This window comes from Verrucosispora sp. NA02020, assembly GCF_013364215.1.
Taxonomy (GTDB): Bacteria; Actinomycetota; Actinomycetes; order Mycobacteriales; family Micromonosporaceae; genus Micromonospora.
In genome coordinates, this window is the sequence record NZ_CP054923.1 from 2905934 (window position 1) to 2928526 (window position 22593).

Below are 22593 nucleotides of genomic sequence, written 5' to 3' on the forward strand. Positions count from 1 at the left end.
CGGTACCGACCGTGCCGGAGGGTGGGACTGGTCAACGGAACGCGGCGGTACCGGTGAGCGCCTGACCGATGACCAGTTGGTGCACCTCCGACGTGCCCTCGTAGGTGAGCACCGACTCCAGGTTGTTGGCGTGCCGCAGCACCGGATACTCCAGGCTGATCCCGTTCGCGCCGAGCACCGTCCGGGACTCGCGGGCGATCCGGATCGCCTCGCGGACGTTGTTGAGCTTGCCGGCGCTGATCTGGTGCGGTTGCAGCAACCCCTGCGTCTTGAGCGTGGCAAGGTGCAGTGCCAGCAGCATCGCCTTGCCCAGTTCCACGCCCATGTCGGCGAGCTTGAGCTGCGTGGCCTGGAAGGCCGCGAGCTTGCGGTCGAAGATCTCCCGCTCCCGGGCGTACGCGATCGCGGTGTCCAGACAGTCGCGGGCCGCGCCGACGGCACCGAAGACGATGCCGAACCGGGCCTCGTTGAGGCAGGAGAGCGGCGCGGACAGCCCCGCCGCGTCCGGCAGCATCGCGTCGGCGGGCAGCCGGACGTCGTCCAGGATCAGCTCGCTGGTGACCGAGGCGCGCAGCGAGAGCTTGCGGGTGATCTCCGGTGCGGTGAAGCCGGGTGTACCGGCCGGCACGAGGAAGCCCCGGATGCCGTCGTCGGTGCGGGCCCAGACCACGGCTACGTCGGCCACCGAACCGTTGGTGATCCACATCTTCGTGCCGGCGAGGACCCAGTCACCGCCGTCGCGCCGGGCGTGGGTTCGCATGCCTGCGGGGTTGGAGCCGAAGTCGGGCTCGGTCAGCCCGAAGCAACCGATCGCCTCGCCGGTCGCCATCGCCGGGAGCCAGCGTTGCTTCTGCTCCTCGCCGCCGTAGCGATGGATCGCGTACATCGCCAGCGAGCCCTGCACCGAGACGAGGCTGCGGAGGCCGGAGTCGCCGGCCTCGAGTTCGAGGCAGGCCAGGCCGTACGCGGTGGCGGTCGCCCCCGCGCAGCCGTAGCCCTCCAGGTGCATCCCGAGCAGTCCGAGACCTCCGAGAGTCCGGGCGATCTCGCGGACCGGTAGCGCCCCGGCTTCGTACCAGTCGGCGAGGTGCGGGCGCAGCTCGCGGTCGACGAACCGGCGCGTGGTGTCGCGGATCGCGACGGCCTCGTCGTCCAGTCCCCGGTGTAGGTCGAGCAGATCCACTGCGGATTCGAGCAACGGCATGGGCCTTTCGTACGCCATGTTGCACAGGCGGGTCAAGAGTTTGTCGACAGCGCTGTGACCTGCTGTTTCATCAGAGAATCTTTAACGGTCAGTGTCTTGACTTGTACGAAAGCCGATGCCTATGGTGTCGCCCAACGGGACAGATGGCCGTTCAGCGGGACAGGAGCGATCATGGTTCGTGGTGACGAGACGCTCGACTCGGTGGACCGGGTCGCCGCAGTGCTACGGGCCTGCGCGGCCCATCAGGGCGGCAAGAGCGTCCGCGACCTGGCCGCCGATCTCACCCTCAGCAAGAGCGCGGTGCACCGGCTGCTGGTCTCCCTCGAACACGTCGGTTTCCTGCACTACGACTCGCCGTCCGGCCGCTACTCCATCGGCGAGGGGATCCTCGAACTCGCCGCCACCTATCCGCGACGCAGTGACCTGGTCGGCGAATCCCGTCCGATGCTCAGCGACCTCTGGTCCGAGGTCGGCGAGACGGTCTGCCTGCACATGGCAGTCGGCTGGCAACGCATGACGATCTTCCAGTACGAGTCGCCGCACGACCTCCGGTTCGCCACCTCGATCGGGGAGCTGTATCCGCTCTACGCCGGTGCGGCCGGACGCGCGCTGCTCTCCCTGTTCCCCGACGGCGAGATCGAGCAGTACCTGGACGACGTCGACCTCAAGCCCGTCACCGGGCGCACCATCGTCGGCAAGGACGACCTGCTCGACGGCATCGCCCGTACCCGCACCGACGGGTACGCGTTCAGCCACGGTGAGCGGGTGACCGGCGCGATCGGCATCGCGGCACCGATCGCGGTGCCCGGCCGCCCGCCCTTGTGCGTCTCGGTCTACGGCCCGGCCGAACGCATCCGCGCCGCGCAGACCTCCGCTCTGGCCAAGGCCGTCGTCCGGACCGCGCAGGCCTGCGCCGCAGCACTGGGCGGCGGCCGATGACGGCCCGCCCACTGGACGGGGTCCGCGTCCTCGACCTCACCATCTTCCTGTCTGGCCCACTGGCCACGATGTATCTCGCCGGGCTCGGCGCAGAGGTGGTGAAGATCGAGCGTCCCGGCGCCGGCGACCCGGCACGCGGCAATCCGCCGTACCTCGGCAGCGACGGGATCAGCTTCGGCCGCCCGGACGGCGACCAGATGTCACTGTCCATGCTCAAACGCGGTCGAGGCAAACGCAGCCTCGCGATCGACCTCAAGCAGGATCGCGGTCGGCAGACCTTCCTCGACCTCCTCGCGGTCTCCGACGTCGTGGTGGAGAACTTCCGTCCGGGCACGATGGCTGCCCTCGGGCTGGCGCCGGCAACCCTGTTGGCGGCCAACCCCCGCGCGGTGGTCTGCTCGATCTCCGGATTCGGTCAGACCGGCCCGAACGCGGCCCTGCCCGCGATGGACCTGGTCGCGCAGGCGCTGTCCGGGATGATGTCGTTGACCGGCAGAGCGGATGATCCGCCGTTACGCACCGGAATCGCCTCCGGCGACGTGATCGCCGGACTGACCGCCACCATCGCGATCCTCGCCGCGCTGCGGCACCGGGACCGCACCGGAGAGGGACAACTGCTCGACATCTCGATGCAGGACGCACTCCTGGCATCGGTGTTCGACGAAGCGCCCGACCTCTACACCCGACGCGGGATCCCGGTGCGCACCGGTAACCAACGCACCCGCCTCACCCCGTTCAACAGTTACCGGGCCGCCGACGGCTGGCTCGTCATCACCTGCGGCAACGACGGACACTGGCGGTCGCTGCTCACCGCGATGGGCCGCGCCGACCTGGTCACCTCCGGCTTCTTCGCCGCACAGGAACAACGGATGGCCGAGGCGGCGGAGGTCGACGCGTTCGTCGAGCAGTGGACATCCGCCCGCTCCCAACACACCGTGATCGAGACACTGCGGGAGCACGGCGTGCCGTGCGCACCGGTGCTCGAGGTCCTGCAGATCGTCGACGACGCCCATGTGCGTTTCCGTGGCGTGCTGCGGCCGGTCGAGCATCCGCTCGCCGGGCCCGTCAACGGGATCGCGGCGCCGGAGCTGCCGATGGCCTTCTCCGCCACCCCGGCCGGATTCGACCGGGCCGCACCGACGCTCGGACAGGACACCGACGTCGTCCTGTCCGGGCTGCTCGGCCTCGACACCGGCACCATCGCCGAACTCCGCGAGCAGGGGGTAGTGGGATGACATCCGAGGACGCGACCCTGGTGGTCTCCGCCGTCCGCACCCCGGTCGGCCGGTACGGCGGCAGCCTCCGCGACGTGCCGACGGTCGACCTCGGCGCGCTCGTGGTCGGGGCGGCCGCCGAACGGGCCGCGGTGGCCCCCGACGAGGTGGGCTCGGTGGTTCTCGGCACCTGCCTACCCGGCCCGCCGATGACCGCCGCCCGGGTCGCCGCCATGCTCGCCGGCCTTCCCGAATCGACACTGTCGCTGACCGTCGACCGGGCCTGCTGCTCGGCGATGACCGCCATCGGCGTCGCCGACGCCCAACTGCGGACCGGCCTCACCGACCTGATCGTGGCCGGCGGCATGGAGAACATGAGCGCGACGCCGCACCAGTTGCCCCGACGCTGGGGCAACCGCCCGGCCGACGTGGTGGCCGAGGATCCGTTGATCATCCGCAACCCGGTGCTCGGCGCCCCGGTGGCCCGGTACACCGGCGAGGTCGGCCTGGAGTTCGGATACGGTCGCGAAGCCCAGGACGAATGGGCGCTGACGAGCCAGCGACGGTGGGGTGCCGCCCACGAGGCCGGCCGCTTCGACGCGGAACTGCTGCCGGTGGCCCGGCCGGACGGCAGCGTCGTCGACCGGGACGAGCCGCCGCGCCCCGCCGTGACCCCCGAGCAGTTGGCCAAGCTCAAGACGGTCTACGGCAGCCCGACCGTCACCGCGGGCAACGCGCCCGGCCTCAACGACGGCGCCGCGGCCGTGCTGCTCGCGACACCACGGACGGCCGCCGAACGGGAACTGCGCCCGCTGGCGCGGATCCTCGGCTTCGCCTCGGTCTCCGGCAATCCGCGGTACGCCGCGGCACTGCCCGCCGATGCGATCGAGCTGGTGCTGAAGAACGCCGGAGCGACGCTCGCCGACGTCGACCTCCTGGAGGTCAACGAGGCGTTCGCGGCCACGGCGCTGGTCACCACCCACAAGTTGGGGGAGACCTACGGGATGGACGTGGCCGGGCTGCGTGCCCGGACCAACGTGGACGGGGGAGCGGTGGCGATCGGTCATCCGGTGGGCGCGTCCGGCGCCCGGATCGTGGTCCACCTCATTCATGAGATGCGGCGACGGGGCGGTGGCCTGGCCATCGCCTCGATCTGCGGCGGTGTCGGCCAGGCCGATGCGATCTACCTCGAGGTGTTCCCGCCGTCGAACAAGGAGAACGGCAATGGCTTTCCGCAATAGATTCCTCATTCCCCTCGTGATTCTCGGGCTCGTCGCGACCTCCGCGTGCGGCGACGACTCCTCCGCCGACGGCGGTGACAGCGGCCCGGTCCGGCTGGGCGCGCTGTTCCCGCTCACCGGCCCCAACGCGGTGCTGGGCACGGAGACCTTCCAGGGCGCCGAGATCGCCCGACAGATGTTCAACGAGCGCGGCGGTCTCGACGGCCGCCAGATCGAGTTCGCCCAGGCCGATGCGCCCGACGCGAACGCCGCCACCAGCGAGGCGACCCGCCTGATCAACCAACAGCGGGTGCCGATCATCATCGGCACCCAGTCGAGCGCGCTGAGCCTGCCCGCCACTCAGGTCGCCGAGCGCGCCGGGAAGATCTACTGGGAGACCGTCGCCACCTCCGACCAGATCACCAAACGCGGGTTCAAGAACGTCTTCCAGTACAACGCCACCGGCACCGCGATCGGCACCATGCAGGCCAGCGCGGTCGCCGAGTTCCTGGCACCGGCGCTGAACACCACACCCGGCGCGCTGCGGGTCGCGGTGGTCGCCGAGGACAGCGCGTACGGCGCGACGATCGGAGCGGCCGCGCTCGCCAAGGCAGAGGAACTCGGCCTGAACGTGGTGGCCAACGAGAGCTACAACGCGGCACAGACCCGGGACTTCTCGTCGCTGGTGCTCAAGCTCAACCAGCAGCGGGTCGACGTGATGATCGGCGCCCTGCTGGTCGACGACACGGTGCTGTTCTTCCGGCAGGCCGCACAGACCGGTTTCGCCCCCAAGGCCGTCCTGGTCACCGGTGGCGTCTCCAACCCCGCCTTCCTCAACACCTTCAAGGAGAAGACCAACGGGATCCTGGTCGGCGACACCCCCGCGTCGGCCTCGCTGCCGGACTCCGCACTGACCCCGGACGCGGTGGCCGTCCGCGACGAATACCGCAAGCGCTACATCGAGGCGTACGGCGAGGAGAAGCTCTCCACCAACTCCGACCTCGGCTTCTCCGGCACCTGGGTACTGCTCAACGAGGTCCTGCCGAAGGCTGCCTCACTCTCCACCGACGACATCCGGGCCGCCGCGCAGAGCCTCGACCTTCCGCTCGGCTCGACCCTGCTGGGCTACGGCATCAAGTACTCGACCGACGAGGCGAACGCCGGCCTGAACACCCGGGCGCTGACCACTGTCACGCAGTGGCAGGACGGCAAGCTCGTGACGGTCTACCCCAAGGAGTTCACCACCGCCCAGCCCATCGACCTGCCACTGCCTGCCTGGGGCAACTGACTTTAGGAGACGCGAACCCATGATCACGTTGCCGAACGGCACCGACGCATTCATCGTCGACGTGCACGCCCACGTGGGTGAGAGCCAGCTGGTCGCCAAGACCTCCGACGTCCGATCCGGGGTGTTCGGACCCGACCTGGCGATCGAGTTCATGGACGAAGCCGGCGTCGACATGGCCTGCTTCTTCCCGACGTCCAACCCGATCTCGGACTACTCCAAGGCCAGCATGGTGCTGGCCGAGGCGGGCCGGCAGCACCCGGACCGGATCATCGCCTTCGGCCGGATCAACCCGAACTACGGCGTGGAACACAACATAGCCCTGATCAACGACCTGGCCGACGCCGGTGTCAAAGGACTGAAGTTCCACCCGCTGCTCGACGGCGCCTACCCCATCAACGACGCCCGGCTGGTCAAGCCACTGATGGACACGATCGCCGAGCGGGAACTCGCGGTCATCGCGCACTGCGGCGAGGTCTGGACCGCCACCCCGGCGCTGATGGCCGACCTGGCGATGGACTTCCCGACCATCAACTTCATCGTCGGCCACATGGGCCTCTACGGGTTCCACCACGAGGCGTTCGCGTTCGGCAAGCGGCTGGACAACCTCTACCTGGACACCACCGAGTTCTACCCGGCGTGGTGGATCTCCGAAGCGGTCCGAATCGTCGGCGCGCACAAGGTCCTGTGGGGATCGGACATCCCGTACCTCCCCTACGGCCAGGAACTCGACAAGATCACCAAATGGTCCGGTGTCGCCGAGGAGGACATGCCCGCGATCCTCGGCGGCAACCTGGCCCGCATCCTCGGCATCACCATCCCGTCCGAGTCCACACCCTCGCGGACGGCGGGATAGCCATGCCCCTGGCCCAGCTGGTCGTCTCCGGCGTACTGATCGGCGCCCTCTACTCGCTGATCGCCGTCGGCCTCAACCTGGTCTTCGGAGTACTGCGGGTGGTGAACTTCGCGCACGGTGAGCTCGTCATGCTCTCGATGTTCGCCGCCTACTTCCTGCACCAGTGGTGGAACATCGACCCGTTCCTGTCGGTGCTGATCACCGCTCCGGCCGGATTCCTGCTCGGTGCCCTGGTGTACGTGGTCGTCCTTCGCCCGATCATGGGCAAGGGCTTCTTCGTCCAGGTCTTCGCCACGCTGGGCCTGTCACTCCTGCTGCTCAACGGCATGCTCTACCTGGTCAGCGGCACCTATCGCACAGTGACGACCAGCTACACCGACAACACCGTCCGCATCTTCGGTACGGTCGTGTCCACGACCCGGCTGGCGGCGTTCGGGGTGGCGGTCGTCGTCGCGCTGGCGCTCTGGGCGTACCTGCACCACACGACGTGGGGCCGGGCCATCCGGGCGACCGCCCAGGACCCGGCCGCCGCGTCCACGCTCGGCATCAGCGTCGACCGCATCTACCTGCTCACCGTCGCGGTCAGCGCCGCCATCGCCGCCGTCGCGGGCAGCCTTTTGGTGCCGATCATTCCGATCTATCCGGGGGTCGGCGAGCAACTCGTGCTCGTCGGATTCGTCGTGGTGGTGCTGGGCGGGCTCGGCTCGTTCGGCGGCGCGCTCGCCGGCGGTCTGCTGATCGGTGTCATCGAGACCGTCAGCGGCTACTTCATCGGCGAAGCCGTCAAACAGGCGTGCTACTTCATCGCCCTGATCATCGTCCTGCTCCTGCGTCCGGCCGGCCTCTTCGGCACCCGTGGCGCCGAAGAGTTCCGGGTGGCCTGATGCGACGAGCGATCCCCTACCTCGCCGCGGCACTGGTCGCGATAGCCCTCCCACTGGCGCTGACCAACGAGCCGTACTGGCTGGACATGCTGGCACTGCTCGGATTCTGGGCGGCACTGGCCGGTTCGTGGAACCTGCTCGCCGGATACACCGGCCAGGTCTCGCTCGGTCACGCCGCGTTCAGCGGGATCGGGGCGTACTCGACCGCGCTGGCCGCCACCAAACTGACCAGCAACGCGCTCGTCGGCCTGCTCCTCGGCGTGGTCCTGGCCGCGGCCATCGCGGCCATCGTCGGACTGCTGACGCTGCGCCTGCGCGGACCGTACTTCTCCATCGCCACCATCGCCTTCGCCCAGGTCGCCTCGATCACCGCACTGAACTGGAAAGACGTCACCGGTGGGGCAGAGGGGATCTTCCTGCCGTTCGAACCCGGGCCCGCCAACCTCATGTTCGAATCACCCGCGACCTACGCCATCATCTTCCTGCTCTGCGCGGTCCTGATCGCCGCCGCGACCGCCTGGATGGCCCCCTCACGCACCGGCCTCTTCCTGCGCGCGATCCGCGACGACCCGGTCGCCGCCGCCTCGCTCGGCGTCCGGGTCACCGCGCTCAAACTCGCCGTCTTCGCGGTCTCGGCCGCCATCGCCGCCGCCATGGGCGCACTCAACGCCGCACGTATCGGCTACGTCGACCCGACCGGCACCATGACCCTGCAACTGTCCATCCAGGTCGCCCTCATCGCCGCGATCGGCGGCATGGGCAGCCCCGCCGGCCCGCTGATCGGCGCGATCGGCATCATCCCGCTGCAGTTCCTGCTGCGCGCCGAACTGGGCGGCCGGTTCGGCGCCCTCTACCTCGCCGTGTACGGCCTCCTGCTGGTCATCGTGCTGCGGTACGCCCCCGGCGGCGTGGTCGACCTGGCCACCCGCGCGTACCGACGGATCCGACCCGGTCCGACACCACCGGCCATGCCCCCACCACCGGCCCCGGCCACCACCGCGCCCGAGGAGGTGCGCTCGTGACCGCCCTGCTCGAACTCCGCCACGTGGACAAACGCTTCGGAGGCGTACACGCCACCCGCGACGTCAGCTTCACCGTCGACGAGGGCGAGATCCTCGGCGTGATCGGTCCGAACGGCGCCGGCAAGTCCACCCTGTTCGAACTCGTCTCCGGCTTCGTCAACCCGGACTCCGGCGAGATCCTGCACGCCGGCCGACCGATCCACCGCCTGTCCCCGTCCGCGGTGTCCCGCCGGGGCGTGGTCCGAACCTTCCAGAAGCTGCGGCCCTTCCCCGACCTGACCTGCCTCGAGAACGTGATGATCGGTGCGCTGGTCGGCGAGCGGCGAACGTCCCGGGCCCGACAGACGGCCGACGCGGCACTGCACCGGGTCGGCCTGGAACACCGCCGCGACGTGCACGCCCGTGGGCTCTCCACCGGACAGCGCAAGCGACTGGAGGTGGCGCGCGCCCTGGCCACCGGCGCCCGGCTGCTGCTGCTCGACGAGGTCACCGGCGGGGTCGACCCCGGCGCCCGCCAACAACTCGTCGACCTGGTCCGTGGACTCAACGCCGAGGGGGTGAGCATCGTGCTGATCGAGCACGACATGCGGGTGATGGAGTCACTGGCCCACCGGGTGCTGGCCCTGCACCTCGGACGCGTACTCACCCTCGGCCCACCCGCCGACGTGATCGCCGACGAGCGCGTCCGCCAGGCATATCTGGGAGGGCAGGCATGACCACGCCCCTGCTGGAAGCCCGCGACATCACCTCCGGTTTCGGTGACTACCAGGTGCTGTGGGGTGTCGACCTCACCCTCGAGGAACACGGCATCACCGCCATTCTCGGCCCGAACGGCTCCGGAAAATCCACCATGATGGCCGCGCTGTCCGGGGTGCACCGCTCCTGGGGCGGCGAGGTCCTGCTCGCCGGCGAACCGGTGCAACACCTGCCCGCACACCAGCGGGTTCCGCTCGGCATCTGCCACGTGCTCGAACGCCGACGGCTCTTCGGCTATCTCTCGGTACGCGAGAACCTGCTCCTCGGCGCCACCCTCAAGCAGGCGCGCAAACACCGCGTGGCGTCCGAGGAGCACGCGTACTCGCTCTTCCCGATCCTGGCCGAACGCGGCAAGCAACTGGCGCACCAGCTCTCCGGTGGCGAACAACAGATGCTGGCGATCGCCCGGGGTCTGATGGCCCGACCCCGGGTCCTGTTGCTCGACGAACCGCTGCTCGGACTCTCACCGGCCCAGGTCGAAGTGGTCGCGGACGTGATCCGGCGACTGCGCGCCGAGGGCGTGACCATCCTGCTGATCGAGCAGAACGTCCAGCTGGCCCTCGGCGTCGCCGACCGGTGCGTCCTGCTACGCGGCGGTCAGGCCGTGCTCGACGCACCCAGCGCGGACCTCACCGAGGACATCGTCATGTCGGTCTACGTCGGTGGCGACCCGGGCGAGGCCCTGCGCCGCAGCCGGGAAGGAGACACCCATGCCGGACAGCCCTGACCTCATCGACCTCTACCGGCGGATGGTGCTCATCCGCGTCTTCGAGGAGCGCGCGGTGGAGCTGCGCCGCGAGGGCCGCATCCACGGGACGGTGCACCCGTACATCGGACAGGAGGCGGTCGCCACGGGAGTGTGCGCGGCACTCGGCACCGACGACCGGATCGCCTCCACCCACCGCGGACACGGCCACCTGCTGGCCAAGGGCGGCGACCCAGACCGCACCATGGCCGAACTGTTCGGCCGGGTGGGCGGCTACTGCCGAGGTCGCGGCGGATCCATGCACGTCGCCGACGTCGACCTCGGCATTCTCGGCGCGAACGGCATCGTCGCGGCCGGCGTCCCACTCATCCTCGGGTCCGCCTTCGCCGCCACCTACCTCGGCGAGCCACGGGTGTCGGTGGCGTTCTTCGGCGACGGCGCGACCGGGCAGGGCGCGTTGTGGGAGTCGCTGCACCTCTCGGCGACCTGGAAGCTCCCCACCGTCTGGGTGTGCGAGAACAACCAGTACGCCGTACACACCCCGGCCGCCGACGCGCTGCCCACCGAGCGGATCCACGAACTCGTCCCGCCCGCCACCATGCCGTCGGTGCGGGTCGACGGCAACGACGTGGAAGCCGTGCACGCCACGGCGGCCGAGGCGGTCGACCGGGCCCGGTCCGGCCACGGACCGACCTTCATCGAGGCGGTCACCTTCCGCACCACCTGGCACAGCTTCCGGTACGCCAACCAGCCCGACCGCCGCCCTCAGGAGCAGCGGGACGACTGGGCGACCCGAGACCCGATCGTCCTGCTCGGCAACCGGCTACGCGCCGACGGACACGACCTGACGGCCGTCGAGTCCGAGGTCCGGAACCGGATCGAAGAGGCGGTGTCCTTCGCCGACGCCAGCCCGTACCCCGACCCGTCCACCCTGACCGAGGACGTCTTCGCGGAGGTCACCCGATGAGTGCGGCCACCACCTACGACGAGGCCGTCGACCTCGCGGTCCGGCACGAGATGGAACGCGACCCTCGGATCTTCTTCCTCGCCACCGACCCACCGGACGGGCTGGCCGCGCACTTCGGCCCGCAGCGCGTGCGCCAGACACCGATCTCCGAGCCGTCGTTGACCGGCATGTGCGTCGGCGCCGCCATGTGCGGGCTCCGCCCGATCTTCCTGTGGCGCAACGTCACCTTCGGTTTCGGCGCGCTCGACCCGGTCTTCAACCAGGCGGCGAAGCTGCGCTTCATGCTCGGCGGGCAGGTGCGCATCCCCCTGGTGATCCGGGTCAGCTACGGCGCCGGCACCGGCCTGGCCGCACAGCACATGCAGTCGCCGTACGCCATGTTCGCCGCCATGCCGGGCCTCAAGGTGGTCGCGCCGTCCACCGGCGAGGACGCGTACGGCTTGATGCGCACCGCCCTGCTCGACGACAACCCAGTGGTGTTCTTCGAAGGCGTCCGGCTGTCCCCGCAGGCCGCCGACGTCCCCGACACGCTCGGCGAACCCATCCCGTTCGGCGTCGCCCGCACCGCCCGGGCCGGCGACGACGTGACCATCGTGGCCATCGGCCATCAGGTGCACGAGGCGCTGGCCGCCGCCGCCGACCTCGCCGCCGCGGGAATCGACGCCGAGGTGATCGACCCCCGTACCCTCGCGCCGCTGGACACCGCGACGGTCACCGCCTCGGTGCGGCGCACCGGTCGACTCGTCGTGGTGGACGAGGCACCCGCCGCGTGCTCGATCGCATCCGAGATCGTCACGTCGGTCTGCGAGGACCCGGCGGCACTGTCGGCGCTGCGGACACCGCCACGACGGGTCTGCGCGGCGCCGGTGCCGATCCCGTACACCAGACCGTTGGAGCAGGCAGCGGTCCCCTCCGCGCAGCGCATCGCCGACGCCGTCCGGGACCTGATGTGACGACCGTCGTCGTGGTGCACTCGGTGACCCGCCTCGAAGCGCCCGCCGCCGGGGTGATCGCGGTGACCGGCTCGCACGGCGGACTGTTCGCCGCCGTCACCGCAGCCCGGCACCGGGTGGCCGCAGCCGTGTTCAACGACGCCGGGCTCGGCCGGGACCGTGCCGGCGTGTCCGGCCTGGCCTGGCTGGACCGGTACGCCGTACCCGGGATCGCCGTCTCGCACCTGAGCGCGCCGATCGGGGACGGACAGGCGGTCCTGGACACCGGCGTGGTCTCCGTGGTCAACGAGACGGCCGCCGCCCACGGATGCCGGCCCGGCCAGCCCGCCCGCGTCGCCGTGTCCATGGAGTTCGCCGCCCCGTCCGACCTGGACTTCGCCGACGACGTCGAGGAGGCCCGGCACACCCTCGCCCCCGACGTGGTGGGTCTCGACTCCGTCTCCCTGGTCACCCCCGCCGACCGCGACCTGGTGGTGGTGACCGGGTCACACGGTGCACTGCTCGGCGGCGTACCGGCCTCCGCCGTGAAGGTGGACGTCCGCGCCGCCGTCTTCAACGACGCGGGCGGCGGACCGGACGGGCGTGGCACCACCCGGTTACCGGCGCTCGCCGCCCGCGGCATCCCGGCCGTCACGGTCGGCGCCGACACCGCCCGCATCGGTGACGCCCGCTCGACCTACGCCGACGGCATCGTCACCGTCGTCAACGAACCCGCCGCAGCCGCCGGGATACGGCCCGGCATGACCGTTCCACAGGTCGTCTCCCGCGTTCGCCGCCACACCCCGAAAGAGGCGTCATGACCAGCACGATGTCCGGGGGCGAAGCGCTCGCCCGGTCCTTCGCCGCGCACGAGTCCGGCGACATGTTCGGCATGGGCGGCTTCCAACTGCTGCCGTTCTATGCCGCCGTCCGCACGCTCGGCATGCGCCACCACCTGATCAACGACGAACGCACGGGCGCGTTCGCTGCCGACGCCTACGCCCGGATGACCGGCCGTCCGGGCGTGTGTGACGCCACCCTCGGCCCGGGCGCGACCAACCTCGTCACCGCACTGGCGGAGTCGACCAACGCGGGAGTACCGCTGATCGCCGTCACCGGGGACACCCACCGCGGATACAGCGGCCGGCACATGACTCAGGAGACCCAGCAGGTCGAGATCCTGCGCCCGGCGGCCAAGGCACTGCTGCGGGTGGAACAGCCCGAACGGATCCCGGAACTGGTCAGACGGGCCTACACGATCGCCACCTCCGGTCGACCCGGCGCGGTGGTCCTGGACGTGCCCGAGGACGTCTGCCACGCCCAGGTGACGATGCCCGACGACGCCTTCTGGACCGACTCCGAGACGCACCGCGTACCGGCCCGACGCACCCGGCCCGACCAGCACACGCTGGACCGCGCGGTGGCGCTGCTGGCCACCGCCGAACGTCCCGTCCTGCTGGCCGGTGGCGGCATCCATCTCTCCGGTGCACATGAGGCGCTGGCTGCGTTCGTCCGCGCCTGGGGAGTCCCGGTGGCGCACACGATGAGCGGTAAGGGCTCGGTGTCCTGTCTCGACCCGCTGTCGATCGGTCTGTTCGGGCGCTACTCGCGCTTCGCCAACGACCTGATCAAAACCGCCGACCTCGTCGTGGTGGCGGGGTGCAAGCTGGGCGAGATAGCCACCGAGCGGTACGACCTGCTGCCGCCGGCCACCCCGATGATCCACATCGACGTCCTCAGCGAGGACTTCGGACGAACCGCCCGACCCACCGTCGCGCTGTGGGGCGACGCGGCCAGCACCCTGACCGATCTCGCCGCTGCCTCCTCCACCACCACCCGGACCGGCTACCTTGAGGAGATCGACGGGCGGCGCCGGACCTGGCAGGAGCGGACCCGGCCCAGACTGACCACTGACGAGCGTCCGATCAACGTCGCCCGCCTGGTGCACGAACTCAACGGCATGCTGCCCGCCGACGCCGTGCTGATCGCCGACGGCGGGTTCGCCGCCCACTGGACCGGGCTGCTCTACGACACCAAACAGGCCGGGCGCGGGTACGTGGCGGACCGCGGCCTCGCCTCGATCGGCTACGGCGTACCCGGTGCGCTCGGCGCGGCGCTGGCCGTGCCCGACCGCCCGGTGGTGGCGCTCTCCGGCGACGGCGGTCTCAACATGTCCCTCGGTGACCTCGAGACGCTGCGTCGAGCGGACGTCAACGCCACCATCGTGGTGGTGAACAACGCGGCCTCCGGATACGTGAAGGCCCTGCAGCACGTGCTCTTCGACGGCGGCTACCAGTCCTCCGACCTGTCCGAGATCGACTACGGCGCCGTGGCGTCGGCACTCGGCTGCCACGGCGTCCGGATCGAGGATCCGGACGCGTTGGCGCCGGCTCTCACCGAGGCGGTGACCACGCCCGGCCCGAGCGTCGTCGACGTGGTGGTGACCCGGGACCCGGCGAAGATGCTGCCGGGAGTCGACAAGCGGGCCGCCTCGAAGCGCGCCGACGACCGCATCGCCTGACGTCTCGTCGGTGTCCGCGCTGTCGCCTGGACCGTGGAGGCCGGGCTCCTCAGGTAGGCAGCGGGACCCGCACACCGGTCACTGTCGCCGTCGCCCCTGTCGGACACCGACCACCAGCAACCCGATCATCCCCAGCAGGACCACCACCACGACGGCGAGGCCCGGACCCCGGTCGACGGTGAACGTGCCGGTCCGCCCGCCTGTGGTCTCCGCCTGCGCGGCGGCACCGACGGTGGCGGCGGGGTCGATGACACCCCAGCCGTACCGGGGATCCGGCGCCCGTTCCTGACCCAGTTCGGCGCCGTCGACGACGCGGGCGACCACGGCGGCGGCGTCCAGGTCCGGGTGGGCGGAGCGGACCAGCGCGACCAGGCCGGCCACGAACGGCACGGCGAAGTCGGTGCCGCTGGCCTCGACCTCCCCGGTGCCGCCCAGCCCGACACTGGCCACCGCGACGCCGGGCGCGAGCACGTCCACGGCCCGTTTCGGGTACGGGTACGCCGGTTCGTCGTCCGTGCCGACCGCCCCGACGCGCAGCAGACCGTCGTACGGGCCGTCGCCGAGCGCGGAGCCGGCCGGCGGGGCGGCGACCACGAGCACCACGTCGGCGTCGGCCGCGAAGCCGAGCAGGGCGGCGCGGTGCGCCTCGGTCAGAGTCACCTCGGCCGGCACCATCACCACGTCGGCACCTGCGTCGACCGCCAGCCCGACGGCGTCTACCACGTCGTCGCCGGCAGCCTTCCCGTCACGCAACGGGATCCGGACCGGGAGGATCACGGCCCCGGGCGCCATCCCGGTGAAGTGACTTCCCGGGCGTGCCTGTGCTGCGACGATGCCGGCCAGGGCCGTGCCCCGCCCGAGGCAGTCGGTGTCGCCCCGGCCGTCGACGACGTTCACGTCGGCACCGGGGCGGACCCGCCCGGCGAGCGCCGGCACGGTGGCGTCGACGCCGGAGTCGACCACGGCCACGGTCACCCCGTTGCCGGTGCTCCGCTGCCAGGCGACGCTCGGCGCGAGCCGCAGCTGCGCCCACGGCACCGCCATGTCGCTGGTGGTGGCCGCCGAACCGCAACCGTCGCCGGAGGAGCGGCCGTCCGCTCTCGGCGGCGGTGGCGTGGGCGGGGTCGGTACGCGGGTCGGCAGGAGTCCGTGCAGGACCCCGTCGCCGTACGCGTCCCAGGGCAGGACGAGCAACCAGCCGACCCGGAGCGCCGTCGGGTCGGTGAGCACGCCACCGTCCGGCTGGATCCGTCCCTCGTTCAGCGCGACGATCGACAGGTAGCGGTCGCCACTGCCCAGCAGCCGGGTCGAGATGTCCCACAGCGACTCCGGCGCGCCGCTGCCGGTGCCCCGCACGACGTAGTACTTGACGTGGGAACCGGCCGGATTCGGCACCGGTTCGGCCCGGGCCGGGACCGGGGCGCCGAGACACAGCAGGGCGGCGACCAACGGTGCGACGAACCGTCGTGGTGCTCCCAACGATCACACCTCCAGGTCACCCCAGCCGGCCCCGTCACGACTGCCCCGCCGTCTTGCAAGATACCCGGGTCCGTCGCGGCCGTTGACCGATCACCGCGCTCCCACCACCGTGTGAACCAGACGGTGGCGGCGCGCGTAGTGGGTGCGGCAACCCGGGCGCAGCGGGCCGGTGGTCCGGAGTGGATTCCAGTCGGGAAGGGACGGTCGACGATGGGGCTTCGCGTCAGTCGACGCCGTACCGGTGGCCTGGCTGCCGTGGTGCTGGTGTCCGCCCTGGTGGCGCTCGCGACTGCCGGCCCGGCCCGCGCCGCCGCACCTGCGGACACGCCGACACCGGCGACCACGGGGTCCGCCACGACCCGCTACTACGTCGTCGGCGCGACCGATCAGGGCGCACCGGAGTTCCTTTACCAGATCGCGGCACGCACCCTCGGCGACGGCAACCGGTTCCGGGAGATCTTCGACCTCAATCGGGACCGCCTGCAGCCGGACGGTGCGCGGCTCACCGATCCGCTGGTGCTGCGCGAGGGCTGGCTGCTGGAGCTGCCGGCCGACGCCGACGGCCCCGGGGTGACGGTGGGACCACTGCCGGAGGTGACGGAGCCGGCCGGGTCCGTCGGCGAGGCGCCGGCCGCCGGACCGCCGCCGAACGCCCCTGACCCGGACGGTTTCGGCGGCTTCCTGTTCCGGTTGGCGGCGTTCGGCGTCATGGTGATGCTGCTCGCGGTCGTGCTGTGGATGCTGCGGCGTGGGCGGCCGGGAACGAGCCAGGCCGACACCGCTCCGATCGGGGAACCGCCCGCACCACGGATCCGACCGGAGCGCAGCCCGGTGCCCCGACCGCAGGCCACCGGGGCATCCGGTCCGCCGACGGCCGCCGTCGTCGTTCCGGCTGACACCGCAGCGCCGGTCACCGTCTCGGCATCCGCCCCCGACAGGAGAACCGCCGTCCCGCCACCGGTGCCCGCCTCCGTCGGCCTGACCACCGAAGTCGGGCCGAGCCCCGGGCGCACCATTCTCAGACCGGACTCGACGAGCGCCCCGGACCTCACCGACGGCCCGGACACCACCGACGCGCCGGACCGTCCGAGCGGCCCGGCTGTCACGTCGGGCAGCCCGGCCTCCACGGCACCCGGTCCGATCGTCGCGTCGAGCTCACGCGACGGGGGCGACCAGCGGCTCGCCTCGGGCCCGCCGGAATCCGCCGTGCGCCCCCGGCCCGAGAGCGGGACCAGTGGATACACCAAACTGCGCACCGACCTCGACGACGCCTCCACCGCACTGCGGGTCCAGCTCGTCGGTGCGGCCGGCCCCTCCGCCCCGCCCGCGTACGCCTGGTTGGCCGACGACGAGCAACTCACCGGTGCCCGGGTTCCGGTCCGGCTGGGCCACCGCGACGGGTGGGGCCTCTGGGTCGACCTGGCCCGGACCCCGGACGTTCTGACCGTGACGGGTGACCCGGTCGCCTGCCGGCAACGGGCCGCGTCACTGGCCCGGCAACTGCTGGCGGCGGACGTGGACGTGATGGTCGTCGGCGACGCGCTCGGTGCCGACCCGCCGCCCGGCGCCCGATGGTTGGACGAGTTCCCCCTGGACATGCCCGACCCCGGCAGCACAGCGGCCGTCGTGTTCAGCGGCGGGCTGCGCGGCGCACGGTTGCGGGCTGCGCGGCGGATGGCGGCGGACAGCGGTGGCGCAGTGGTGCCGGTGCTCACCGGGGAGGTACTCCGCGCCCGATGGTCGATCGTGGTCGAGGTGCCGACCCCGACCGAACCGGTCGCCCCGACTCAGGCGGACGGCGGCACGGCCGACAGCATCGCCGCCAACGACGCGGCGCCCGACGACCCGGGGACGACCATCCAGCCCTGAGCCGTCGGCCGGAACCTGCGGGTGACCGTCACCCGGGGGTAGGCCCGGGTCGGCAGCACCAGAGCGATCCCGGCGGCCCGCAGGCGCGGGGCCCGCGAGCGCACCAGCGGCAGGCTGTCCAGCCGGTCCGCGGTGGCCGCGACGTCGATCGCCCGCCGCGCGGGCACCCGCAGCTCGACGAGCCAGTGGCCGTCCCGGACACCGGGCTGCTCGCGGTGCAGGGGCAGCCAACCGCCGGGTAGCGCCCGAGCCGTGACGGGCACCAGCGCGTAGCAGCGGCCGAAGCGGGCCCGTGGCCAGCGGTCCGCGTCGTTGGGCAGGCCGACCACCCCGTGCCGGGCCCCGGCACACCGCAACCGGACCGGAACCGGCTCGTCGAACTCCCGCTCCAGCGTGGACACCGAGGCCCGGTCCAGGGAGTACGCGGCGAGCATCCGGACCCGGTCGAGCCGACCGGCCGGCAGCAGGTACGCGTCGGCCTGCGCCAGCAGGTGCTGCAGGTCGGCGGGCACGTGCAGGTCGAGAGAGGTGACCCGGACCGCCCCGCCGGGTGCCACCCGGGCCCGGAACAGGTACCCGCCCCGGCGGCCGGCGGCGGCCTGCGCCAGATCGGGACGACCGATCAGGAACAGCTCCGCAGCCGGTACGCCGTCGGCCAGCACCTCGGCAGGCGACACCGGTGTCGTCACGTACAACTCGACCGGGGCGGTGTTCACCGGCAGCCCGTCCGTCAACCAGCTCACGCCGTACCCGGCGGGGCGTTGCGGATCGGCGGCCAGCACCGGCCGACGACCCGGTCCTGCGTCGGTCGGCACGTCGGCCGGCGTCACGCTGGTGCGAGGGGCCGCCGCCAGACCGGCCATGATGACCTCGGTGGTGGGCAGCAGGCGACCGTCGGCGGTGCTCAGGTAGCGCGGCGGCCCGCCGGACCCGTCGTCCGGCTGATGGTCGTGCCAACGCCCCGGTGCGCCGCCGGCGTCCAGCGCCCGCAGGTCACCGGACTCGGCAAGGATCTCGGCGGTGCCACCGACCGGCGGCGTCCACACCGTCGCACCACTGGCCTCGGCGAGCGCGGCGACTTCGGCGGCCAACCGCACCCGTTCGGCGGGATCAGCCGGCCAGGTCAGCCACAGCCGCAGGTCCCCGCCGTACAACGGCAGGCTGGACAGGGCCGCCGCCAGCGCCGGGCCGGTCAGGATCTCCTGGGTGCCCCGGTAGTCGCCGACCAGGAACCCGGCGGACCGGACCGTGACGGCCACGGTGACCAGATCGGGGTCACCCGGGGCGAGCCGGGCCACCGCCGCCCGCCGGGCGGTGAAATCGGCCCGGGTCGCCAGCGCCAGCCCCCCGGGCAGCGCCAGCACGACGGTCCCCGTCCGGGCCTGCACGGTCCCGTCGACCAGATCGAACCAGCCCGGCAGCGACGACTCCAGGCCGGGCGGCTGAAGCACCGTCCAGTCGACGGGGTCGCCGCTGGCCCGCCCCACGGCGACCGCGTCCCGGGGCGCCTCCGGCTCGTCGGGCAGCCACCGATGGTGGACGTCGGCACCCGCCGGAGTGATCAGCACGTCCTGACCGAGCATGGCGGCGACCTCGCGGAACAGGCTCGCCCGCCGCTCCCCGTCGGCGGTCAGCATCCGCACGTCGTCACCGGCAGCCCCCGACCGGCGTACCAGGTCGGCGATGTCCTTCGCGGTCAGCGCCGGACCGTCCGCCCCCACGGCCGCCAACGCGCCGTCCGGTCGCGGCGCCAACCAGACGTCGAACAGGCCCTCCACTCGGCGGTGCCGGGTCGCGTCGAGGCGACGGATCTGAGGGGGACCGCCGGACGCCGCGCGCGCGATGGGCCGCATATCGTCCATCTATAGCACCGTCGAACGAACCCTGTGGATCACCGACCACACGTGTGGTGAACCGGCCCGGCCCGGCGTGCGTAGTGCAGGCGTCGACGTGAGGTGGACGCACCCGAGTGGAGGAGGCGGTCGGTGACGGCACAGCGGCGTTCGTGGACCCGATGGTGGTGCCGGCTGCTCGTGCTGGCTGTCGTCGCGTCGATGGTCGCACCGCATCGGGCGGTCGCCGCCCCGGTGGAGACCTATGCCAAGTACTACGTCGTGACCTCGTCCTACCAGGGCGAACCGGAACGACTGTCAGTGATCACACAGCGGTTCCTGGGCACCACCGCACGGACCACCGACGTCCTGCACCTCAACGCCGGCCGGGTACAACCCGACGGCGGTCGGCTCACCGACCCGGACAAGCTGCGGGCGGGCTGGATCATCGTGCTGCCGTGGGACGCCTACGGCGAGGGAGTCCGCTACGGCATGCTCTCCTCGGTCGGCGCCCCCACCACACCGACCCCGGGCAGCCGACCGGCGACCACCCCGAGCCCGGCACGCTCCCAGGCGCCCGGCACCGGCCGCTGCGCGGTCACCGCCGGCCCCCAGACCGGCTCGGACTGGGCACAGCAGGAGTTGGCGGCCGAGCAGGCGTGGAAACTCACCGAGGGCGGCGGTGTCCTGGTCGCGGTGATCGACTCCGGGGTGGACGGCAGCCGTGCCCCGCTCGGCGGGCGGGTCACCACCGGGGTCGACATCGTCGCCGGTGACGAGCGTGGCGACGTCGACTGTCTCGGATCGGGCACCGCGATGGCCGGCATCATCGCGGCCCGCGACGACGCAGACGGCTCCGGCGGCGGCGTCGCCCCGGCCTCGGCCGTGCTGCCGGTGCGGGTGGTGACGACGACCCCGCAGTCACGGGCCGCCGACGTCGCCACCGGCATCGAGGTCGCCGTCTCCGCCGGCAGCACCGTGATCGCCCTCGGCGGCTACGTCGACCCGGCCGCCCCGGAGGTGGCCGAGGCGATCCGTACCGCGCTCGCGCACGACGTGGTGGTCGTGGCCGGCGCGTCGACCGACACCGGCGCCGCGACCGGCCCCGACGACGCGGACGGGCTGCTGCGGGTGGCCGGCGTCGGGGCCGACGGCCAGTTGGCCGCCGACTACCGCAGCGGTGGGGTCGACCTGGTCGCCCCCGGTATCGACATCGCCACCCTGGTCGCCGGTAGGGACGGGACGCGGGCCAGCAGCGGCACCCAGTACGCGGTCGCGTTCGTGGCCGGGGCCGCGGCGCTGGTCCGGGCGGCACTGCCCAACCTCGACGCGGCGGCGGTGACCCACCGGCTGCGGGTCACCGCGAACCCGGCCGCCTCGCGCGTCCCGGACCCGCTGACCGGCTTCGGCATGGTCGACGCCGGCGCCGCCGTGACCGCGACCCTTCCCGAGGAGGAACGGCACGAAGGGCTCGCCACCCTCGCCGACGACGCGACCCCCGGCCCGGCAGCGGTCGCCGCGCTGGTGGTGCTCCTGCTGGCCGCAGCCGCCGGAGGTCTGGCCTGGTGGTCACGGCGGGCCCGCAACCGGTCTGCCGACCCGCCCCCGGGTGACGGGCCCGGCCACGACGACCCGCACCGGCACGACGACGACCCGACGGCCCGACCGCCGAGGTCGCCGGCCGACCGGACCGGCTGAGAGGAGACGGCGGTGCCCGTCGGACGAACGGTCTCCCGAGCTGCGCTCGGCACGTGTGTCGTGGTCACGGCGCTGGCCGTACCGGCGGCTCCCGCCCAGTCCCGCCAGAACGAGCCGCCGGCCCTGCCGACGGTGACCGACGGCTGCGTCGGTGCGTCGCCGGTCACCGCCACCGGGATGCCGTGGGCGGTGGCCCGACTGGGTCCGTCGGCGGCCTGGCCGCTGACCCGCGGCGCCGGGGTGACCGTGGCCGTGGTCGACAGCGGGGTCAGCGCCACCGCGCCGGCCCTGCGGGGAGCGGTGACGGCCGGCCGGGACGTGACCGACGCCGGTCGGGCCGACCGGGACTGCCTCGGCCGGGGCACCACGTTGGCCGGCATCGTCGCCGCCCGCCCGGTCAGCGGCACCGCAGTGGTCGGGATCGCCCCGGCGGCGACGGTGCTGCCGATCCGGATCACCGGTCGCGACGGGCGGGTGCCGCCGACCGGGCTCGCCGACGGGATCCGGGCCGCGACCACCCTCGGCGCCGACGTGATCCTGGTCGGCACCGGCCGGCCCGGCACCGACGACCGGCTCGCCTCGGCGGTCGCCGAGGCCGTCGCCCGCGACATCGTGGTGGTCGCCGCCGTCGACGACCGGAGCGCGCCGCCGTCGGCCACCGCCGCACCGCCCTGGTATCCGGCCGCGTTCCCGCAGGTCCTGGCCGTCGGCGGGATCGACCCGGACGGCGTACCGACCGAGGACAGCCCGCCGTCCGCCAGCGTCGACCTGGTGGCACCCGCCACCGGCGCGGTCAGCGTCGCACCCGCCGGCCCCGGCCACTACCGGGTGGGCGGACCCGCCGTCGCCGCCGCGTACGTCGCCGGGGCCGCCGCGCTGGTGCGGTCGTACCGGCCGGAGCTGACCCAGGCGCAGGTCCGCGACCGGCTGCGACTGACCGCCGAACCACCGTCGGCACCGGGCGACCCCCGGCTGGGCGCCGGCACCGTCGACCCGTACGCGGCGGTCACCACGATCGACCCGACACTGGCCGACACCCCGACCCGCGAACCGGTACCACCCGCCGTCCTGGCCTCGGTCCCGGCGCCCGATCCGGCGGTCCGTCGCGCCGCCGTGGCGACCACCCTGCTGCTCCTGTCGACCGCCGTGGCACTGCTCTCGATCGCGGTCCTGCGGCGCGGCCGACGCCGCCGGTGGAACCCGCGCTGA

General features: G+C 72.4%; 19 protein-coding genes. 16 read left to right on the forward strand and 3 right to left on the reverse strand.

Features of this window, described 5'->3' with window-relative positions; all coding sequences use genetic code 11:
* Positions 1 to 31: 31 nt before the first annotated feature.
* A complete protein-coding gene (locus HUT12_RS12750) occupies positions 32 to 1204 on the reverse strand; it encodes an acyl-CoA dehydrogenase family protein (protein ID WP_131051179.1) in 1173 nt (390 codons plus the stop codon).
* A gap of 171 nt (positions 1205 to 1375) precedes the next feature.
* Here HUT12_RS12750 and HUT12_RS12755 point away from each other — a divergent pair, with 171 nt between their 5' ends.
* Genes HUT12_RS12755 through HUT12_RS12815 form a run of 13 tightly spaced genes read left to right on the forward strand, consistent with a single transcriptional unit; the run spans position 1376 to position 14506 of the window.
* Positions 1376 to 2143, forward strand: a complete 768-nt coding sequence (locus tag HUT12_RS12755; RefSeq protein ID WP_176093498.1) for an IclR family transcriptional regulator — start codon at positions 1376 to 1378, stop codon at positions 2141 to 2143.
* Positions 2140 to 3378, forward strand: a complete 1239-nt coding sequence (locus HUT12_RS12760) for a CaiB/BaiF CoA-transferase family protein (protein WP_176093499.1) — start codon at positions 2140 to 2142, stop codon at positions 3376 to 3378. The genes HUT12_RS12755 and HUT12_RS12760 overlap by 4 nt, the downstream gene beginning before the upstream one ends.
* Positions 3375 to 4598 (forward strand): thiolase family protein, encoded by a 1224-nt coding sequence (locus HUT12_RS12765; protein ID WP_176093500.1) that lies wholly within the window; start codon positions 3375 to 3377, stop codon positions 4596 to 4598. Before HUT12_RS12760 ends, HUT12_RS12765 begins: the two co-directional genes overlap by 4 nt.
* Complete coding sequence (locus tag HUT12_RS12770) at positions 4582 to 5865, forward strand: ABC transporter substrate-binding protein (RefSeq protein WP_176093501.1); 1284 nt, start codon at positions 4582 to 4584, stop codon at positions 5863 to 5865. The genes HUT12_RS12765 and HUT12_RS12770 overlap by 17 nt, the downstream gene beginning before the upstream one ends.
* Positions 5866 to 5884: 19 nt before the next feature.
* On the forward strand, positions 5885 to 6718 hold the full coding sequence (locus HUT12_RS12775; RefSeq protein WP_131051184.1) for an amidohydrolase family protein: 834 nt from the start codon (positions 5885 to 5887) through the stop codon (positions 6716 to 6718).
* Positions 6719 to 6720: 2 nt separating this feature from the next.
* Entirely contained in the window at positions 6721 to 7602 is an 882-nt protein-coding gene (locus HUT12_RS12780; RefSeq protein ID WP_161594881.1) for a branched-chain amino acid ABC transporter permease, read from the forward strand.
* Positions 7602 to 8624 (forward strand): branched-chain amino acid ABC transporter permease, encoded by a 1023-nt coding sequence (locus tag HUT12_RS12785; protein WP_176093502.1) that lies wholly within the window; start codon positions 7602 to 7604, stop codon positions 8622 to 8624. Before HUT12_RS12780 ends, HUT12_RS12785 begins: the two co-directional genes overlap by 1 nt.
* The gene (locus HUT12_RS12790; RefSeq protein ID WP_131051187.1) at positions 8621 to 9340 is read left to right on the forward strand and encodes an ABC transporter ATP-binding protein; all 720 of its coding nucleotides are present in this window, start codon (positions 8621 to 8623) and stop codon (positions 9338 to 9340) included. The genes HUT12_RS12785 and HUT12_RS12790 overlap by 4 nt, the downstream gene beginning before the upstream one ends.
* Entirely contained in the window at positions 9337 to 10107 is a 771-nt protein-coding gene (locus HUT12_RS12795; RefSeq protein WP_217705983.1) for an ABC transporter ATP-binding protein, read from the forward strand. The genes HUT12_RS12790 and HUT12_RS12795 overlap by 4 nt, the downstream gene beginning before the upstream one ends.
* Positions 10091 to 11053 (forward strand): thiamine pyrophosphate-dependent dehydrogenase E1 component subunit alpha, encoded by a 963-nt coding sequence (locus HUT12_RS12800; protein ID WP_176093503.1) that lies wholly within the window; start codon positions 10091 to 10093, stop codon positions 11051 to 11053. Before HUT12_RS12795 ends, HUT12_RS12800 begins: the two co-directional genes overlap by 17 nt.
* A complete protein-coding gene (locus HUT12_RS12805) occupies positions 11050 to 12006 on the forward strand; it encodes an alpha-ketoacid dehydrogenase subunit beta (RefSeq protein ID WP_176093504.1) in 957 nt (318 codons plus the stop codon). Before HUT12_RS12800 ends, HUT12_RS12805 begins: the two co-directional genes overlap by 4 nt.
* The gene (locus HUT12_RS12810; RefSeq protein ID WP_176093505.1) at positions 12003 to 12806 is read left to right on the forward strand and encodes a hypothetical protein; all 804 of its coding nucleotides are present in this window, start codon (positions 12003 to 12005) and stop codon (positions 12804 to 12806) included. The genes HUT12_RS12805 and HUT12_RS12810 overlap by 4 nt, the downstream gene beginning before the upstream one ends.
* Positions 12803 to 14506 (forward strand): thiamine pyrophosphate-binding protein, encoded by a 1704-nt coding sequence (locus HUT12_RS12815; protein ID WP_176093506.1) that lies wholly within the window; start codon positions 12803 to 12805, stop codon positions 14504 to 14506. Before HUT12_RS12810 ends, HUT12_RS12815 begins: the two co-directional genes overlap by 4 nt.
* Before the next feature lie 78 nt (positions 14507 to 14584).
* Here the strand turns inward: HUT12_RS12815 and HUT12_RS12820 are convergent, their stop codons facing one another.
* A complete protein-coding gene (locus HUT12_RS12820; protein ID WP_176093507.1) occupies positions 14585 to 15985 on the reverse strand; it encodes a S8 family serine peptidase in 1401 nt (466 codons plus the stop codon).
* A gap of 210 nt (positions 15986 to 16195) precedes the next feature.
* On the opposite strand from HUT12_RS12820, the gene HUT12_RS12825 reads away from it, so the two are divergent.
* A complete protein-coding gene (locus HUT12_RS12825) occupies positions 16196 to 17854 on the forward strand; it encodes a hypothetical protein (protein WP_176093508.1) in 1659 nt (552 codons plus the stop codon).
* Here the strand turns inward: HUT12_RS12825 and HUT12_RS12830 are convergent.
* Complete coding sequence (locus HUT12_RS12830; protein ID WP_176093509.1) at positions 17773 to 19707, reverse strand: hypothetical protein; 1935 nt, start codon at positions 19705 to 19707, stop codon at positions 17773 to 17775. The genes HUT12_RS12825 and HUT12_RS12830 overlap by 82 nt on opposite strands.
* 132 nt (positions 19708 to 19839) lie before the next feature.
* Here HUT12_RS12830 and HUT12_RS12835 point away from each other — a divergent pair, with 132 nt between their 5' ends.
* Together HUT12_RS12835 and HUT12_RS12840 are read left to right on the forward strand one after the other, a co-directional pair.
* Positions 19840 to 21384 carry a S8 family serine peptidase gene (locus tag HUT12_RS12835; RefSeq protein WP_176093510.1) on the forward strand — a complete coding sequence of 515 codons (1545 nt, stop codon included), beginning with the start codon at positions 19840 to 19842 and terminating at the stop codon, positions 21382 to 21384.
* A 12-nt stretch (positions 21385 to 21396) separates the two neighbouring features.
* Positions 21397 to 22593, forward strand: coding sequence for a S8 family serine peptidase (locus tag HUT12_RS12840; protein WP_176093511.1), 1197 nt, complete (start codon positions 21397 to 21399; stop codon positions 22591 to 22593).

Coding starts and splice junctions, on each gene's coding strand:
- HUT12_RS12750 (WP_131051179.1), bottom strand. CDS start 1,204: ATGCCGTTGCTCGAATCCGCAGTGGATCTGCTCGACCTACACCGGGGA.
- HUT12_RS12755 (WP_176093498.1), top strand. CDS start 1,376: ATGGTTCGTGGTGACGAGACGCTCGACTCGGTGGACCGGGTCGCCGCA.
- HUT12_RS12760 (WP_176093499.1), top strand. CDS start 2,140: ATGACGGCCCGCCCACTGGACGGGGTCCGCGTCCTCGACCTCACCATC.
- HUT12_RS12765 (WP_176093500.1), top strand. CDS start 3,375: ATGACATCCGAGGACGCGACCCTGGTGGTCTCCGCCGTCCGCACCCCG.
- HUT12_RS12770 (WP_176093501.1), top strand. CDS start 4,582: ATGGCTTTCCGCAATAGATTCCTCATTCCCCTCGTGATTCTCGGGCTC.
- HUT12_RS12775 (WP_131051184.1), top strand. CDS start 5,885: ATGATCACGTTGCCGAACGGCACCGACGCATTCATCGTCGACGTGCAC.
- HUT12_RS12780 (WP_161594881.1), top strand. CDS start 6,721: ATGCCCCTGGCCCAGCTGGTCGTCTCCGGCGTACTGATCGGCGCCCTC.
- HUT12_RS12785 (WP_176093502.1), top strand. CDS start 7,602: ATGCGACGAGCGATCCCCTACCTCGCCGCGGCACTGGTCGCGATAGCC.
- HUT12_RS12795 (WP_217705983.1), top strand. CDS start 9,337: ATGACCACGCCCCTGCTGGAAGCCCGCGACATCACCTCCGGTTTCGGT.
- HUT12_RS12800 (WP_176093503.1), top strand. CDS start 10,091: ATGCCGGACAGCCCTGACCTCATCGACCTCTACCGGCGGATGGTGCTC.
- HUT12_RS12805 (WP_176093504.1), top strand. CDS start 11,050: ATGAGTGCGGCCACCACCTACGACGAGGCCGTCGACCTCGCGGTCCGG.
- HUT12_RS12815 (WP_176093506.1), top strand. CDS start 12,803: ATGACCAGCACGATGTCCGGGGGCGAAGCGCTCGCCCGGTCCTTCGCC.
- HUT12_RS12825 (WP_176093508.1), top strand. CDS start 16,196: ATGGGGCTTCGCGTCAGTCGACGCCGTACCGGTGGCCTGGCTGCCGTG.
- HUT12_RS12830 (WP_176093509.1), bottom strand. CDS start 19,707: ATGCGGCCCATCGCGCGCGCGGCGTCCGGCGGTCCCCCTCAGATCCGT.